Below are 16092 nucleotides of genomic sequence, written 5' to 3' on the forward strand. Positions count from 1 at the left end.
ACCTCGTTCACTCAACTCGGATCCGGAGATGGTGTTGGAAACGATCGACGTCGCGATGCCCTACTACGGCGACGTGGGCATGATGCAGCAAGCCGTCCGAAGCGTCATCGCCCAGACCGACCAGAACTGGCGCCTGATCGTCACCGACGACGGCTCCGAACCCGGTGTACCCGAGTGGTTCGCGAGCCTCGAGGACAGTCGTATCGACTATCGGCGCAACGACCACCGGTTGGGTGTGACGAAGAACTACCAGAAGGTCCTCTCGCTGGTCGAGAACCCGCTGTTGGTCTTCATGGGCGGGGACGACGTGATGCTCCCGCACTACCTGGCCACCGTGCGGGACTGCCTGCGGGAGTTCCCGGACGCGAAGATCGTGCAGCCCGGCGTGCAGGTCATCGACACCGCCGGCAACCCGGCGATGCCGTTCGTCGACCAGGTCAAGCGGCATCTGTTCGCGCCCAAGGCGCAGGGCCGCCGGCTCTACGGCGGTGAGGACCTCGCGGTCGGACTGATCCGGGGCAACTGGCTGTACTTCCCCTCGCTGGCCTGGCGCAGCGACATCGCCAAGAAGGTCGGCTTCCCGGACGACCTGGACGAGGTGCACGACCTCGCCATGGTGATCGACGCGCTGTGCCTGCACGCGACCATGGTGGTCGACGACACGGTCTGCTTCCGCTACCGGCGGCACGCGGTCAGTCACTCCTCCGCCGCGGCCACCAGTGGCCGCCGGTTCGTCACCGAGCGGACCTACTTCACCGGCATGATCGAGCGCTTCGAGGCGCTGGGCTGGCACCGCGCGGCAGCCGCCGCGCGCAACCACATCGGCTCGCGGCTGCACGCGCTCACCCTGGTGCCCAAGGCGGTTCGCCGCGGGGACAAGGGCGGGGTGCGCAACCTGACCCGGCACGCGTTCGGCAACCCCCGCGCGCACTGACGGCACGAGCCCCCGACGACGCGGTCGCGTCGTCGGGGGCTCGTGCTGTCGGCGCTCGTGCTGTGCGGACGCCGGCGCGGTCCGTGCCGGGCGGCGGGGTCCGCGTCGCGGCGGCGGGTCAGGACACCCGCTCGCCGGCGTGGTGGGCCCACAGGCGTTCCATCGCGTGGCCGAGCGAGTGTCGCGGCCGCCATCCCAGCAGTTCGCTCGCGTGCTCCAGGGACATGCACTGCCACTGCTCGTCCGGGCCGGGGTCGGGCGATTCCTCGACCAGTTCGGCCGGCACGCCACTGGCCTCGATCAGCAGGCGGACCAACTCGCGGGCGGGCACGCCGGCGCCACCGCCGACGTTGACCACTCCGCGCGCGCTCGACTCCGCGGCGGCGACCGTGGCGGCCACGACATCGTCGAGGTCGACGAAGTCCCGGCGCGCGCCCAGCGAGGCGAAGGTCAGCCGCACCGGCTCGTCGAGCCCGGCGCCCGCCGACAACTTCGCGGCCACACCGCCGAGCAGGCTGTGCCCGGGTTGGCCGGCGCCCACCACGTTGCCCACCCGCAGCACGATCGCGTCCAGGCCGCGCGATTCGACCGCCGCGCCGATCCGCTCGGTGCAGCGCAACTTCAGCTCGCCGTAGGCCATCGCGGGCCGCGCCGGGGAGTCCTCGCGGAGCACCGTGCCGACCGGGACCAGACCGTATTCGTGCACCGTGCCGAACTGCACCAGCCGCGGGGCCGGGGTCAGCAGCGCGATCGCCTCGATCAGGTTCTCCACCAGGGTCAGGTTCGCGCCGACGAGTTCCTCGTCGTTCAGCCCCCACATGCCGCCCGCCGCGTTGATCACGTGGGTGATCCGATGCTCGCCCAACACCTCGGCGACGACCTGCGGTCGGGCCTCCTGGACGTCCAACGCCACGAAGGTCGCGGCGAGCGGTGTCGCCGGCTCGCGCCGACCGATCGCGACGACCTCGTGGCCGCGTTCGGTCAGGGCGGCGCACAGGGGGCGACCGATGAATCCGCTACCGCCGAGGACGGCGACCCGCGCGGGCACGGCCTGCGGGGCGGCGCCGGTCGGTTCAGCCATGGTGCGATTCTCTTTCCGTCGAGGCCGCCGAGACGCGGGTTATCGCGCCTGGCGCACCGAACCGAACGCGTGCGCGACGATGTTCGACACGCTCTCCTTGCGCCCCGTACGCACGGCGCCCGGCAGCAGCGTCAACGCGTGCAGCCGCGACGCGACGTGGAAGCGGGCCGCCTTGGCCGTGCGGGACCAACCGTGCTCCTGGGCGACTTTGGCCAGTTCCAGGAAGTAGCGGCGCTCCTCGGCGAACCGGGCACCGGTGCCGGCCGTGGTCGAGGAGATGCTGGCCGCGTGCCTGCGGTACTGGAAGCAGGTCGTGCTCGAGACGAGCAACTCCTCGCCGCGAAGCAGCAGTTCCATGACCAGCGCGAGGTCCTGGGTGACCCGCAGATCCTCGCGGAACGACACCGCCTTGAGCGCGTCGGCACGCCAGCACATCGACGGGAAGTACAACCAGTTGCCCCGCACCAGCCCGGTGGCCAACTCCTGGCCGCCCATCAGCCGATGGCCGTCCACCTTGGGTGCGTAGATCCGCCGCTTGGTCCCGTCCACCAGGGTCCGCAGCGGCTGGCCGAGGCCGTCGATGACCTCGACACCCGGCTGGATCATCGCGACGTCCGGAGCCACCGCGAGCGACGCGCGCATGCACTCGAGGTAGTTCGGCAGCATGATGTCGTCGGTCCCCATCAGGACCACCCGGTCGAACTCGACCAGACCGATGCACTTGCGGTAGTTGCCGGAGACGCCGAGGTTGCGTTCGTTGCGCTGGTACCGCACGCGCTTGTCGCCCAGCGCCTCGAACCACTCCGCGACGCCCTCCTCGCGGCCGTCGTCGACCACGGTGAGCCGCCAGTCCCGATCGGACTGCGTCATGACGCTCCGCACGGCGGCCTGCATCAGCGAAACGGGGCCGTAGTACGGCAACATGATGTCGAACGTGGTCATGGGATTCATACACCTAAGTGATCGGGCGACGGAGCGAGCGGTGGTGCGTCCACCATCGAGCCGGATCAGGCCCCGGATGCCCGGGCCTTCAACGGTTCCCACCAGGGTCGATTGGCCCTATACCAGGCTACGGTGTCCGCGAGACCTCGGTCGAAGGGTATGGCCGGAGCGTAACCGAGTTCGTCCTGGATCTTTTGGATGGACAACGAGTAGCGCAGGTCGTGCCCCTTGCGGTCCTCGACCCGGCGAACCATCCCCCAGTCCGCCCCGCACGCTTCCAGAAGCAGGCCGGTCAGTTCCTTGTTGGTCAACTCGACGCCACCGCCGATGTGGTACGTCTCGCCGGCACGCCCGAGGCGCATGACCTTCTCGATGCCCGCGCAGTGGTCCGACACGTGCAGCCAGTCCCGCACGTTCGCGCCGTCCCCGTACAACGGCACCGAGTGTCCGTCGAACAGGTTGGTCAGGAACAGCGGGATCATCTTCTCCGGGAACTGGTACGGCCCGTAGTTGTTGGAGCAACGGGTGAGCACGACGTCCATGCCGTGCGTGCGGAAGGCCGCGAGGGCCAGCAGGTCGGAGCCCGCCTTGCTCGCCGAGTACGGCGAGTTGGGGGCCAGCGGCCAGCCCTCGGTCCACGAGCCCTCGGCGATCGAGCCGTACACCTCGTCGGTGGACACGTGGACGAAGCGGTTCACCCGGTGCTTGCGCGCGGCGTCGAGGAGGACCTGGGTGCCCACGACGTTGGTGGTCACGAACTCCATCGCACCGGAGATCGACCTGTCGACGTGGGATTCGGCCGCGAAGTGCACCACGACGTCGTGACCGGGCACGATCTGATCGACCACGTCCGCATCGCGAATGTCGCCCTGGACGAAGGTGTATCCCGGGTGTCCCGCGACGTCGGCCAGATTGGCGATGTTGCCCGAGTAGGAAAGCTTGTCCAAAACGGTGACCGTGTCGGACACGCTCGAACGGGACAACAAACCCCGAACGAACTCCGAGCCGATGAAGCCGGCCCCACCTGTAACCAAGATCTGCATAGAGAGGGGATTCTACACGCAGCCCCCCAAGCCTTTCCGGTGACCCCGCGAGTCGTTCGGGACCCACTCGTGATCCGACCGAACCTGGTGTTCACCCGCACCACGTAGGGTGTGCGCCATGCGCGGCATTCTTCTCGCGGGTGGCACCGGCTCCCGTCTGTGGCCTTTGACCCAGGCTGTCTCGAAGCAACTCATGCCAGTCTTCGACAAGCCGATGATCTACTATCCGCTGTCCACTTTGATCATGTCCGGCATCCGCGAGATCCTGGTCGTCACCACCCCGCACGACCAGCCGCAGTTCCGACGTCTGCTCGGGGACGGGTCGCGACTGGGCCTGCGGCTCGAATACGCCGTGCAGGAGCGGCCCGAGGGAATCGCGCAGGCTTTCGTACTCGGCGCGGACTTCATCGGCGACGAACCGGCCTCCCTCGTCCTGGGCGACAACATCTTCCACGGTGTCGGTCTGGGACGGCAGTTGCGCGGCCACACGAATCTGACGGGCGCACGCGTCTTCGCCTGCCCGGTCGCGAACCCGAGTGCCTACGGCGTGGTGGAGTTCGACGCCGAGGGTCGGGCGCTGTCCATCGAGGAGAAGCCCACTCGGCCCAAGTCCCGTTACGCGGTCCCGGGGCTGTATTTCTTCGACAACCGGGTCGTGGAGTTCGCTCGCGACCTCAAGCCCAGCGCACGCGGCGAGTTGGAGATCACCGAGATCATCGACGCCTACCTGCGCGCGGACGAACTGAGCGTGACGCTGCTCGATCGCGGCACGGCGTGGCTGGACACCGGGACCTTCGACTCGATGGTCCAGGCGTCCGAGTTCGTCCGGGTCATCGAGCAGCGCCAGGGGCTCAAGATCGGCTGTATCGAGGAGGCCGCCTGGCGGGCGGGCTTCATCGACGAGGACGCGGTACGGGCGATCGCGACCCCCCTGCTCAAGAGCGGCTACGGCAAATACCTGCTCGATCTGCTCGACTACGGTGAGGGCCTGTCCCCCAATCCCGACAAGCGTTGACGAGGAAGCTCGCATGGATATCCGCCCGCTCAGCATCGACGGGGTCTGGGAGATCACGCCGCGCCTGCACGGCGACCCGCGTGGCATGTTCACGGAGTGGTACCGGTTCGACCACCTGGCGAAGGTCGTGGGTCACCCGCTGGATCTCGCTCAGGCCAACATGTCGGTGTCGGCTCGCGGCGTGGTCCGCGGCGTGCACTTCGCCGACGTCCCGCCCGGGCAGGCGAAATACCTGACCTGCGTGCGCGGCGCCCTGCTCGACGTCGTGGTCGATCTGCGGGTCGGGTCCCCGACGTTCGGTCGCTGGGAGAGCGTGTTGCTGGACGATGTCGAGCGCAAGGCGCTCTACGTCTCCGAGGGCATCGGGCACGGATTCTGCGCGCAGTCCGAGGACGCGACGCTGGTCTACCTGTGCTCGGCCACCTACGCCCCCGAGCGGGAACACACCGTGCATCCGCTCGATCCCCGGTTGGCGATCGACTGGCAGACCGACGCGCCTGTGCTCTCCGCCCGGGACGCCGAGGCCCCTTCGTTCGACGACGCGACCTCCTCGGGGCTGCTCCCGCAGTACTCGATCTGCAAGGACTTCACCGACTCGCTCGGTTCCGTCGGCGCCTGATCCGGCGCGGTCGACGCCCCGTACGCGCAACCCGCGACGGGGTTGTGAACGTCTCGATTCCTGTCCTGCCGGTCCATCCGCGCGTGATCGCCCGCGGGTCGACCGGCAGGCCCTTGCCCGGCCCCATTGAAGGAGATACCAGGTGGAGTGCGCCCCGTCGCCCGACCTTCCCACGTCCTCACCACCGAAGACCCTGCCGACGACGGCGGCCTCGTCGCCGGCGCCCTGGTGGCGGCGCCCGCTGTTGGTCTGTGCGGAAGGCGCTGTGGCGGTACTCACCGCGGTGGTGTTCGCCGTGTGGGCTCGCAACATCCGGGTCAACCCGATCAACCGGATCGGCCAGGTCAGCGGTCTGGCCATGCTGCAACTGCGGATGACGCTGATCGCGCTGCTGGTCATCGCGGCGCTGGTGATCGCCTACCGGCGGTTCGGTCCGGACCTGCAGGCGCTGTTCGTGCGCCTCTCGTGCGCCGTCGTGGCCGGACTCGCCACCGGCTTCGTCGCGGGCGGCACCACGATCGGCCTGCGCGGCACGCCGTGGCCGATCAACGGCGTCGGCGGTGACGTGGGCACCCTCGCGAACTGGGCGGGGGCGATCAACCGGGGCGAGTCGATTCCTTCGGGCGTGTACCCGCCGCTGTTCCCGGAACTGCTCGCGCTGTGGGCGAAGGTGTTCCGGCACGGGAACACCTCGTACGCCCTCCAGGACCTGCAGATCCTGATCATGGCGCTGATCGGACCGGCCGCCTACCTCGCCTGGCGCCTGTGGTTCCAGCCGCTGTGGGCCCTGGCCATCGGCGTGACCAGCTCGATCCCGCTGTACGAGCCGGTCAAGCCCTACACCACGATCGTGCTGGTCGTGTTCGTGCCGATCATCGCGAAGTTCATCCAGGTCCTGCGCCGATCACCGCAGATGACGACACGCGATCGGGTGACCACCGGTGTGGCCTTCGGCGTGATGCTGGGCGTGATGGTGATCGCCTACTCGGGCTGGTTCGTCTGGTCCGCGGCCGGTGTGCTGGTGACCTGTCTGCTGGTGTTGCCGTGGAAACGCGGCTTCAAGGCGGCGATGGTCTTCGTGGTCGCGACGATCATCCCGTTCCTGATCATCGGCGGCCTGTACATCAAGGACCTGCTGCTCAAGGGCGGCGGCGAGAAGGACGACTACTTCTACTTCGACACCAAGGTCGACCCCGCGTACTTCCTGATGTGGCGCGGCGACTCGCCCGGCGAGGTGGGCATGTGGCCGCCGCCCGGCGAGCTCGGCGGCGTCGGCGTGTTCATGTTGATCCTGCTGCTGGGTCTCGCGGTCGCGCTCGCGCTCGGCATGCGGCGCTCGCTGGTGCTGGCACTCGTGGCCTGCCTGGCCAGCTCGTGGCTGATGCGATTCTGGTTCGCGTCGCACATGTTCCAGGACCAGGCGGTGCAGCTCTACCCGCGCACCTCGATCGAGCTCGCCTACGTGATGCTGCTCCTGGTGGGCGTGGCGATCCACCTGTCCGCGCAACGGCTGAAGTCGCTGTGGAACCGGTTCGTCGTGCACCGCGCGGACCCGGCCACGGACGCCGAGCCCAAGCACGTCGGCGCGCGCTGGCGCACGACTCCCGGGATGGCGAGCACGATCGGCGCGCTGGCCGCGATGGTCCTGCTGTTCGGCACCGCGGCCTCGTCGGTCGCCGACGACATCATGCCGGTGGACGACTCGAGCATCGGTTCGCTGACCTACCGCTCGCACCAGTTGCAGAAGGCCGGCGGCGAGTGCCCGCGCTACGCGAACAAGCAAAAGTGCCAGCGGTTGGGCACCCCGCCGTGGAAGCTCCCGGTCCGCAACACCCCGGGGGCGAACAACGGCTGAGCGGGGACCGCGGGACCCAAGGGCCGGGCGGTCCTAGCGGTTCACCGATACGGAGGGCGGCGTCGAGGTCGAGGAACCCGGCGCCGCCTTCGTCGTGTCCGGGGTGGCCGTGTCGGCTTGGGCGGGCTTGGGCTCCGGCAACCGGGACCGGAACAGGCCCGGGGTCCAGTCCTTCAACCGCATCGCGGGCTTCTCCACCAGGTACCACGAGGCGGCGGCCAGAACGAAGGTGCCGACCAGCGACAGGCCGAGGTAGGCCATGAAGCCGTGTCGGTTGTACCCGAGCACGACCAGGAACTGCTCGACGACGAAGCCGTAGATATAGATGCCGTACGACAGGTCGCGCTTGCGGCCGACCACCCGGAAGGGCTTGGGCAGGCGCACCGCGAGCCACATCAGCGCGTACGCGAAGGCCGGGAAGCCGATCACGAAGAAGCCGCCGAAGCGCATGCTCGCGAACAACGCGACGATCGAGACCACGCCGAGCACGTCGTTGACCGGGATGCGCTCCTGGTAGAGCTGGAAGAGCATGCCGACGCAGAACAGGAAGCTCAGGTAGATCAGGTACTGGCTGTGCAGCGGGCCGATGAACTCGCTCAGGATCGGCACGTGGATGTCGGTGCCGTTGGTGTTCTGCGGACCGCGCCAGCCGGGGGCGTTCACCAGGTCCATCACGATCCAGCCGTACAGCAGGGTGGTCACCAGCAGCACGAACCGGCGGGATCCGCGCAGCACGCCGGACCAGGCCATCGCCGCGACGACCACGTAGCAGGTCATCTCGTAGCTCAGCGACCACAGCGCGCCGTCGAAGCCGGGGTCGAAGGCGTGCCCCTCCTTCTTCCCGGTGGCCAGGATGTTGGAGATGTCCAACTGCCGCAGACCGGTCCACCAGTTCGCGCGGATGTAGTCGAACGGGCCTTCGCCATGGCGCCAGAAACCGTCCAGCGAACCCTGCTGGTGACGGAACATGATCGGCGCGGCCACCAGCGCGGTGAACAGCACGCAGACCCACAGACCGGGCAGGATGCGCAACATCCGGTGCCACAGGTAGCGCCCGGTCGTGGTGCGCATGCCGCTGCGGGTGATCAGGAAGCCGGACAGCACGAAGAAGCCGTACACGGACATCCGGCCGAGGCCGACCTGCATGCCGGTGAAGCCGTTGCCCGGCTCATGCTTGCCGAAGCCGCCCAGGATGTGCGCGTGCGCCACCACGACCGCTGTCGCCAGCAGGAGCCGGATCAATCCGATGCTGTTGTCCCGGCCGGAGAATCGTTCGGCCAGCGTTCCTTGCCGACCCACTCCGAAGTCGCGTCGCACGCGCTTTACGCCCTTCCCGATGTGGCCGCCCGGAAGCGACGCAGGATCCCCCCTGGGCGAATATGCGCCCTGCCCACGAGATCCTGTGCATGGTAACGGTCGACCCGACCCCGGGTCAGGCACCCTGGAGGGCGGGCGCCGCGGGGGTCGCCACGCGCGATTCGCGCACCCTCCGCGAACCCGGGATGCCGGGTAGGGTCGCCTCATGAAGTGGCTTGTCACCGGCGGTGCCGGGTACATCGGGACGCATGTCGTGCGGGCGTTGCTCGCGGCCGGCGAGGATGTGGTCGTCCTCGACGACTTCTCCACGGGCGCGCGCGAACGGGTTCCCGAAAACGTGCCGCTGGTGGTCGGCTCGGTGCTGGACCGGGCGCTGCTGGACGAGACGTTCCGGGCGCACGCCGTGGACGGCGTGGTGCACATCGCGGCGAAGAAGCAGGTGCCCGAATCGGTCGCGCGCCCCCTCTACTACTACGAGGAGAACGTCGAGGGTCTGCGCGTCCTGCTCGCGGCCATGGTCGCGGCCGACGTCACGCGCGTCGTGTTCTCCTCCAGCGCCGCCGTCTACGGCATGCCCGACGTCGACCTCGTCGACGAGGAGACCCCGTGCCTGCCGATCAACCCGTACGGCGAGAGCAAGCTCGTCGGCGAGTGGATGATCAAGGCCACGGCGCGCGCGCACGGCATCTCGTACGCCGCGCTGCGCTACTTCAACGTCGCGGGCGCGGGCGCGCCGGAGCTCGCGGACGAGGGGGTGTTCAACCTCGTGCCGATGGTGCTGGAGAAGCTGACGGCCGATCAGGCGCCGGTGATCTTCGGGGACGACTACGACACCCCGGACGGCACCTGCGTGCGCGACTTCATCCATGTGGTGGACCTGGCCGAGGCGCACGTGGCGGCCACCCGTCGGCTCGGCACCGACCCGGACGCGCGTCTGGTGCTCAACGTCGGTCGCGGTGAGGGCACGTCGGTGCGCGAGATGGTGGAACTCATCCGCGAGGTCACCGGTTTGCGCGACATCGCGCCGGAGCTGCGACCCCGGCGCGCGGGCGACCCGGCCCGGGTGGTCGCGAGCGCCGATCGCATCACCACCGAACTGGGCTGGAAGGCCCGGCACGACACGGCGGACATGGTGGAGAGCGCGTGGGCCGGCTGGCGCGCGCAGCGCGGCTGAGTCCCGCACACACCGCCCGCGGCGCCGCGCATCAGCCGGCGCCGCGGGCGGTGTCGCGTCGCGATCCCGTGACGACGCAGAGTGAAGCCCCCTGGGGCAAATCGGACATGATGCGCTTCGTCTGTGGGCCGAATCACGTCGATCACGGGTGCGTACGCCCCTGTCGGTGGGCAGGGGCCCGGTCCGCGCGACGCCACACGCGATGCGGGTGTGACGAACGGGGCGCAGGTGATCTTTCCCGGGTGATCGGCGTACGCCGTGACCAAGGGCCGATGTCACGCGTTCCCTGCCCTTCCACCACGGAACGCCAACTACGGTCCTTTCCGTAAGGGATCATCTACATTGCGCTCATCCGCAAAACGGATAATCGACGTCTATCCGACACAGACTTGTGATCTTCGGCGAGGCCTGCTTAGCGTTCGATCCGTCCGTATCCCACACGGACCCCGATCGCCGGTACGCCGAATCCTGTCGCCGGCCGTTCGGGAGGCTGACGAGCACCACACGACAGGAGCGGGGGAACCACAGGTGAACCGCCGCGAACGGCCCCGATCTCGATGATCGGACGCCGCGAACGGCTTGGGGTGAAGCCATGTCCTTCGGGACGTGGCCGGGCTATCGATCTCCGGCCCGAATCCGACAGCTCACCTCGTAGGCGTGGGAGAGGATCCAGCCATGCTGTCCGGAACCGGGCGTCATCGCCGTCGCAGCACCAGTAGGACCACGCGTCTGATCGCCGCGGCGGGTGTCGCCGGAGTCGGCGTCGCCATGCCGATCATCGGCGCGGGCACCGCCCAGGCCGCCTCCGTGAGCACCTGGGACAAGGTCGCCCAGTGCGAGAGCACGGGCAACTGGCAGATCAACACCGGAAACGGCTTCTACGGCGGCCTGCAGTTCACCGCGAGCACCTGGAAGGCGTTCGGCGGCACGGAGTTCGCCGCCCGCGCCGACCTGGCGACCAAGGGTCAGCAGATCGCGATCGCCGAGAAGGTCCTCAAGGGCCAGGGCCCCGGCGCGTGGCCGGTGTGCTCGGTCAAGGCCGGCCTGACCCGAGGCGGCGCCGCCGCCGACGTCGACACCGGCTCCTCGGCCGGCAAGACCGCGCCGAAGACCGCTCCCAAGACCGAGACCGCCAAGCCGGCCCCGAAGAAGACGGCCGCCGCGCCGAAGATCGAGGTCAAGACCGAGGCTCCGAAGACCGAGGCCCCCAAGGCCGAGGCCCCGAAGACCGAGGCGCCCAAGACCGAGACGCCCAAGACCGAGCCGGCCGCCGCGACCTCGTCCTATGTCGTGGTCACCGGCGACACGCTCTCCAAGATCGCGAACGCCGCGCACGTGCCCGGCGGTTGGCCGAAGCTGTACGAGGCCAACAAGTCCGTCGTCGGCGAGAACCCCGACCTGATCTTCCCGGGCCAGAAGCTCACGGTCGACGGCAAGGCCGCGCCGACCACCACCAAGACCGAGGCCGCCGCGCCCAAGGTCGAGGTGCAGAAGGCCGAGACGCCGAAGACCGAGGCCCCCAAGGCCGAGGCTCCGAAGGCCAAGACGGAGAGCAAGCCGGCTCCGAAGGCCGCGACCACCAAGACCGAGGCCGCCAAGACCGAATCGACGACGACCGCCTCCGGCTCGTACGTCGCCCCGGTCTCGGGCGCCACGCTCACCGCGAGCTTCGGCTCCGGCGGCTCGCGCTGGTCCAGCGGCAGCCACACCGGCCAGGACTTCGCGGTCTCGACCGGCACCACGGTGCGCGCGGTCACCTCGGGCACCGTCGTGTCGGCCGGTTGGGGCGGCGCGTACGGCAACGAGGTCGTCATCCGGCACGCGGACGGCAAGTACACCCAGTACGCGCACCTGTCCTCGATCTCGGTCAAGGCCGGGATGAAGGTGCAGACCGGCCAGAAGATCGCGCTCTCCGGCGCGACCGGCAACGTCACCGGCCCGCACCTGCACTTCGAGGTCCGCACCACGCCGAACTACGGCTCCGCGGTCAACCCGATGACCTGGCTGCGCAGCCACGGCGTCAGCGTCTGAGTCACCCGCTCCACCCGCTGCATCGAACGGCGGGCGTTCCCTCCAGGGAGCGCCCGCCGTTCGCGTGTTCAAACCGGTGCGCGTGTGCGGACGATTCGCATGTGCGGACCGGTGCGCGTGCCCGGACGGTGCCGTCAGGGCAGCCGCGCGGTGCGCAGCGCACCGTCCGGACCGAGCCACAGGGCCACCGCGTGCCCGGCGCCGTCCGGCGCGCCGGTGGGATCGACCGCGACCGCGCGCTCGTCGAGCACGACCGGCGCCCCGGACGCGCCGAGGACGATCGGCCGGCCGTCGGCGTCCCGGGTCAGCGTCGCCGTCGTGCCGTCCGGTCGGGGCACTCGGCTCAACGCCTCGTAACCCGCGCCCGCGGCTCCCGAGTCGGCCGGCACCCACCCGTTCGGCCCGCCCTCGACCACGCTCGCGATCTCCGGTGTGCCGGCCCGCCGGTAGGCGACACCCACCCGGCCGTCGGCGCCCACCGACACGGCGGGCGGGCCCGCCGGTCGCTCGGCCGCGATCGTGCGCGGCGGCCCCGACCGCTCGCCGACCGGTTCCCAGTAGCGAATGCCCTCACGCGCCGTGCCGAAGACCACGACCCGGCCGTCCGGGCGGGTCACCGCGCCGGGCCCCTCGACGATCTCCCCGCCGCCCAGGTCCCGCCACGCCGACCACGTGTCGCTCCCGGCGGGCCGATGACGGCCGCTGATCCCCTTGTCCCGGTCGCGCACGAACAGGTACAGCCCGCCCGCGCCGTCCACCCCGACCACCGGTGTGCCCGGGCCGCGTCCGTCGCCGTCGGGGTTGCCCAGGCCGCGCCACGGCCCCAGTTCGCCGCCGGGCGTCGTCTCGGTCGCCGTGAGGATCTCGAACCGGTCCCGATCGGCCCGGCGGGCACCGCCGATGCGCAGCACGAACACCGCGATCCGGCCGTCCGCGATGCGCACCGCGGCGAGCCCCGGGGCCAGTTCGCCGTCGCCGGGGCCGGGCATCGAGTGCGCCGGGGACCAGTTCGGGCCGCCGACGGCGTCCTGGGTCCACCGGGTGACGCGCCCGCCGAGCACGGCCCAAGCGGTGAGCCGGCCGTCCGCGCCGAGCACCGGGCGCACTCCCGCGTTCGGGTAGCGATAGGTGGTGCTCTGCGGCCAGTTGGTCCCGGGCGCGGTGTCCCGCACCTTGAGGTCGCCGCAGTCCACCCGACCCGGGCAGTGACGCACCCGGTCCGTCCAGCCGTACACCCGGATGATCCCGTCCTTGCGCTCGCGCGCCGCCGGCGCCAGATTGTGCGGCCAACGCTCGTTGTAGTAGCCCCGGTAGGCGATCGCGGCGGCGCTCGCGGCCGGTCGATCGGCGTTGTACCGGCGCAGCGCCTCCCACGTGAACTGTGCGGCGGCGGTGTGGTCCTGGTGGTCCGAGACACCACCGTTGTCGGCGTGTACGGGGTGCGCGCCATCGTGTCGCTGCCGGTCCGGCTCCGGGTCGAGCGTGCGCACCACGGTCGGCGTCTGGGCCCGCATCAGGTCCGCGAGCGAGTCGATCAGGCCGTCCCTGGTGTACGTGTAGGGTCCGCCCGCCGGCTCGTCCCGCGGGGCCAGCGTGTCCAGTTCGCGTTCCGAGCCGTTCCACAACGTGCGCAGCCGCCCGTGCGCGCCGATGCCCTCCTCCTTGCGGGTGTTGAGGAACACCAGCTTGATGTTCGGGGCGTCCACGAGTCGGTCGAGTTCGGCGTGCGCGCCGTCGCGCAGCCGTACGCTGTGCCGCTCCCAGCGCGCCGCGCGATCCCCGAGCGCCATGAACGCGTACGCGGCGCGTGAGCCGTTGTTGCGCGCGGCGGCGTACGCCTGGGGATCGGGCCGTCCGCCGGGGCCGTTGCGCCCGTCCGCCTCACCCGCGGTGAGGAAGACCGTGACGCTTTCCGTGCCCGCCCGCACCGCGCGGTCCACGTCGGGGTTCATGAAGTAGAGGTCGTCGTCCTGGTGCGCGACCACCTGCATCACCGCACCGGTCGTGCCGGGCCGCGGTGTCAGGGTCTCGATGCCGATCGGTCGGGTCGGCGCGTGGTACGGGGGCGAACCGTACGGACCGGTCAACTTCACCACCCCGAGCGCGAAGCCCAGCGCCAGGACGCCGACCACCGCGGTGAATCTTCCGGTGCCGGGGATCATCGCCATCTCGGCCGGTACCTTTCTGCCGTCGCGGGCGAACCGACCTCATCATCGCCGGTCGCCGGCGCCCGCCCGCACCCGGCACGGCCCGATCGGCCGGCGGGAATCGCGTGGCGCCCCGGCGGTCAGCGCGCCCGCGCGCCGCCCGCGTCCGCGCCGCGCGGCTCGGCCGCGGCCGGAAGTCGGGCCGGCACCTTGCCGCCCGACGCGGTGGAGCGGCCCGGGTCGGCGGCCGGACTGCCCGCGCCCGAATCGTTGTTCGCCGAGCCGGGGCTGCGGTCCGGCAGCGACTTCGCGCCCTCGGGCGTGACCCGGGTCGCGCCGATGTAGTCCGGCTTGTCGATCGGGCCGAACTTGATCACCGTGCCGGTGTACGGCGCGTGGATCATCTGGCCGTTGCCCACGTAGATCCCGACGTGGTGGATGCTGCGCGGGTCGCTCAGGTCGGTGGCGAAGAACACCAGGTCGCCGGGCAGGAGTTGGTCGCGTGAGGGGTGCCGGCCGGCGTTCCACTGGTCGTTGGCCACCCGGGGCAGCTTGATGTTCACCGTCTCGTAGGCGGCCTGGGTCAGCCCCGAGCAGTCGAACCGGCCGCCGTCGGCCGCGGTGCCCTCACCGCCCCACAGGTAGGGGGTACCGAGCTTGGTCTGCGCCCAGTTGACCGCGCCCGCCGCCTGCGCCATCGGCTGGAGCGGGGCCTGCACCACGCCGAAGCTCTGCTCCAGCGAGCGGATCGACTTCACGTAGTCCTGGGTCTGGGTGTACGGCGGGATGCCCTTGTACTGCATCACCCGGTACGCGCCCGCGTTGTACGCGGCGAGCATGTTGTTGGTGCGGTCGCCGGGCACCGAGGCGACATATTTGGCCAACGAGCAGTCGTAGCGCGCCGCGGCCGGGATGGCGTCGGCGGGATCCCACGGGCTCGACTTGCCGTCCCCGTTGCCGTCGGTGGCCCACTCCGGCCACGTCGTGGGCATGAACTGGGCGATGCCCTGGGCGCCCACGTTGCTCACCGCGTTCGGGTCGAAGCCGCTCTCCTGGTAGAGCTGCGCGGCGAGCAGCGCCGGGGAGATCTCCGGGCAGAGCCGCCCCCACTTGTCGATCGCCGCCGCGTACGCGGCGGGCACCGTGCCGGGAGCCAGCGCCATCGTGCCGCCCACGCCGGTCTGCGTACCGGACGCGGATTGCATCGCACCGACGCCTACAGTGAGAAGACCGACCAGACCGAAGGGAATCGCGAACGCGATGCCACCGGCGACCCAGGCTTTGCGCATGGCGGGCACCCCCGATTCTTCGCGGCCTGGACGGGCCGCGACGGACTCTCCGTCCACATTGTGCGTGCCACGATTGCTCAGCGCAATCACCCGTGATACACACAGTGAGCAGACACACTTGCCGAGGTGGTAGCCCGATCGGCTTCCCCACAGCACAATAAACGAACGACCACTCCTCCGGTCGAATGCGACCGGAGGCAACCAAAAGCCCGACCTCGGGGGCGGTGAACAACGTGTTTCTTGGCGAAGGCAATGGCGACATCAATACGATCATCGGCGGGATAGCTCCGGACTGGGGCCCGTTCGCGAAGCTGGGGGCGGAGGCCCGGATCATGGTCGAGGTGATCATGGCCGTCGCACTGCTGCTTTGTCTGGCCCTGGCCATCTGGGGCGCGGCGAAGCAGCGCATAGGTGCCACCGCGATGCGCGACACGTTCAGCGCGGAGCAGGGCAAGGGCCTCATCATCGCCGGCCTGACCGGTGTCTTCATCATCGGATCGCTCGGGACGCTGTTCACGATCGTGTACGGAATGGCGATCTAGACCGATTCGCACCCTGCCGTCCCAAGGTGGCGAATCCCGTGGTGTTTCATCCCGGGCGCGGCGCACTTCGGTGTGCCGTGCGCCCCGAAACCGGAATGCCCCA

13 protein-coding genes and 1 riboswitch are annotated in these 16092 nt (G+C 69.9%); of the genes, 7 read left to right on the plus strand and 6 right to left on the minus strand.

All coding sequences use genetic code 11. The features are described 5' to 3' along the window. Positions 1–28 precede the first annotated feature (28 nt). Positions 29–934, plus strand: coding sequence for a glycosyltransferase family 2 protein (locus ACZ4FV_RS11860; protein ID WP_402236033.1), 906 nt, complete (start codon positions 29–31; stop codon positions 932–934). A gap of 118 nt (positions 935–1052) precedes the next feature. On the opposite strand, the gene ACZ4FV_RS11865 is transcribed toward ACZ4FV_RS11860, so the two are convergent. The 3 genes from ACZ4FV_RS11865 to rfbB all read right to left on the minus strand — a co-directional run bounded on the left by ACZ4FV_RS11865 (position 1053) and on the right by rfbB (position 4000). After that, positions 1053–2015: an NAD-dependent epimerase/dehydratase family protein gene (locus tag ACZ4FV_RS11865; RefSeq protein WP_395864447.1), complete on the minus strand. Its 963-nt coding sequence runs from the start codon at positions 2013–2015 to the stop codon at positions 1053–1055. Between the two features lie 39 nt (positions 2016–2054). Continuing rightward, positions 2055–2957, minus strand: coding sequence for a glycosyltransferase family 2 protein (locus ACZ4FV_RS11870; RefSeq protein WP_395864449.1), 903 nt, complete (start codon positions 2955–2957; stop codon positions 2055–2057). A gap of 65 nt (positions 2958–3022) precedes the next feature. Continuing rightward, positions 3023–4000: a dTDP-glucose 4,6-dehydratase gene (gene rfbB / locus ACZ4FV_RS11875; RefSeq protein ID WP_395864451.1), complete on the minus strand. Its 978-nt coding sequence runs from the start codon at positions 3998–4000 to the stop codon at positions 3023–3025. 118 nt (positions 4001–4118) lie between these two features. On the opposite strand from rfbB, the gene rfbA reads away from it, so the two are divergent. The 3 genes from rfbA to ACZ4FV_RS11890 all read left to right on the plus strand — a co-directional run bounded on the left by rfbA (position 4119) and on the right by ACZ4FV_RS11890 (position 7489). Then, positions 4119–5015, plus strand: coding sequence for a glucose-1-phosphate thymidylyltransferase RfbA (gene rfbA / locus ACZ4FV_RS11880; RefSeq protein WP_395864453.1), 897 nt, complete (start codon positions 4119–4121; stop codon positions 5013–5015). A 13-nt stretch (positions 5016–5028) separates the two neighbouring features. Beyond that, a complete protein-coding gene (locus tag ACZ4FV_RS11885; protein WP_395864455.1) occupies positions 5029–5634 on the plus strand; it encodes a dTDP-4-dehydrorhamnose 3,5-epimerase family protein in 606 nt (201 codons plus the stop codon). 265 nt (positions 5635–5899) lie between these two features. Then, entirely contained in the window at positions 5900–7489 is a 1590-nt protein-coding gene (locus ACZ4FV_RS11890; RefSeq protein ID WP_395864457.1) for a hypothetical protein, read from the plus strand. Between the two features lie 33 nt (positions 7490–7522). Here ACZ4FV_RS11890 and ACZ4FV_RS11895 read toward each other — a convergent pair whose 3' ends face one another. Then, on the minus strand, positions 7523–8806 hold the full coding sequence (locus ACZ4FV_RS11895) for an acyltransferase family protein (RefSeq protein WP_402236028.1): 1284 nt from the start codon (positions 8804–8806) through the stop codon (positions 7523–7525). Between the two features lie 205 nt (positions 8807–9011). On the opposite strand from ACZ4FV_RS11895, the gene galE reads away from it, so the two are divergent. Both galE and ACZ4FV_RS11905 read left to right on the plus strand, forming a co-directional pair. Further along, positions 9012–9980 (plus strand): UDP-glucose 4-epimerase GalE, encoded by a 969-nt coding sequence (gene galE / locus ACZ4FV_RS11900; RefSeq protein ID WP_402236025.1) that lies wholly within the window; start codon positions 9012–9014, stop codon positions 9978–9980. Between the two features lie 488 nt (positions 9981–10468). Next, positions 10469–10653: riboswitch (cyclic di-AMP (ydaO/yuaA leader) on the plus strand. Positions 10654–10658: 5 nt separating this feature from the next. Then, positions 10659–12011 carry a transglycosylase family protein gene (locus ACZ4FV_RS11905; RefSeq protein WP_465322585.1) on the plus strand — a complete coding sequence of 451 codons (1353 nt, stop codon included), beginning with the start codon at positions 10659–10661 and terminating at the stop codon, positions 12009–12011. A 134-nt stretch (positions 12012–12145) separates the two neighbouring features. On the opposite strand, the gene ACZ4FV_RS11910 is transcribed toward ACZ4FV_RS11905, so the two are convergent. Both ACZ4FV_RS11910 and ACZ4FV_RS11915 read right to left on the minus strand, forming a co-directional pair. After that, positions 12146–14179 (minus strand): PIG-L family deacetylase, encoded by a 2034-nt coding sequence (locus tag ACZ4FV_RS11910; RefSeq protein WP_395864465.1) that lies wholly within the window; start codon positions 14177–14179, stop codon positions 12146–12148. Between the two features lie 119 nt (positions 14180–14298). Then, positions 14299–15447, minus strand: coding sequence for a C40 family peptidase (locus ACZ4FV_RS11915; RefSeq protein ID WP_402236017.1), 1149 nt, complete (start codon positions 15445–15447; stop codon positions 14299–14301). A 233-nt stretch (positions 15448–15680) separates the two neighbouring features. On the opposite strand from ACZ4FV_RS11915, the gene ACZ4FV_RS11920 reads away from it, so the two are divergent. Then, on the plus strand, positions 15681–15989 hold the full coding sequence (locus ACZ4FV_RS11920) for a hypothetical protein (protein ID WP_395864725.1): 309 nt from the start codon (positions 15681–15683) through the stop codon (positions 15987–15989). Positions 15990–16092 lie beyond the last annotated feature (103 nt).

It is taken from the genome of Embleya sp. NPDC025285, assembly GCF_055558835.1.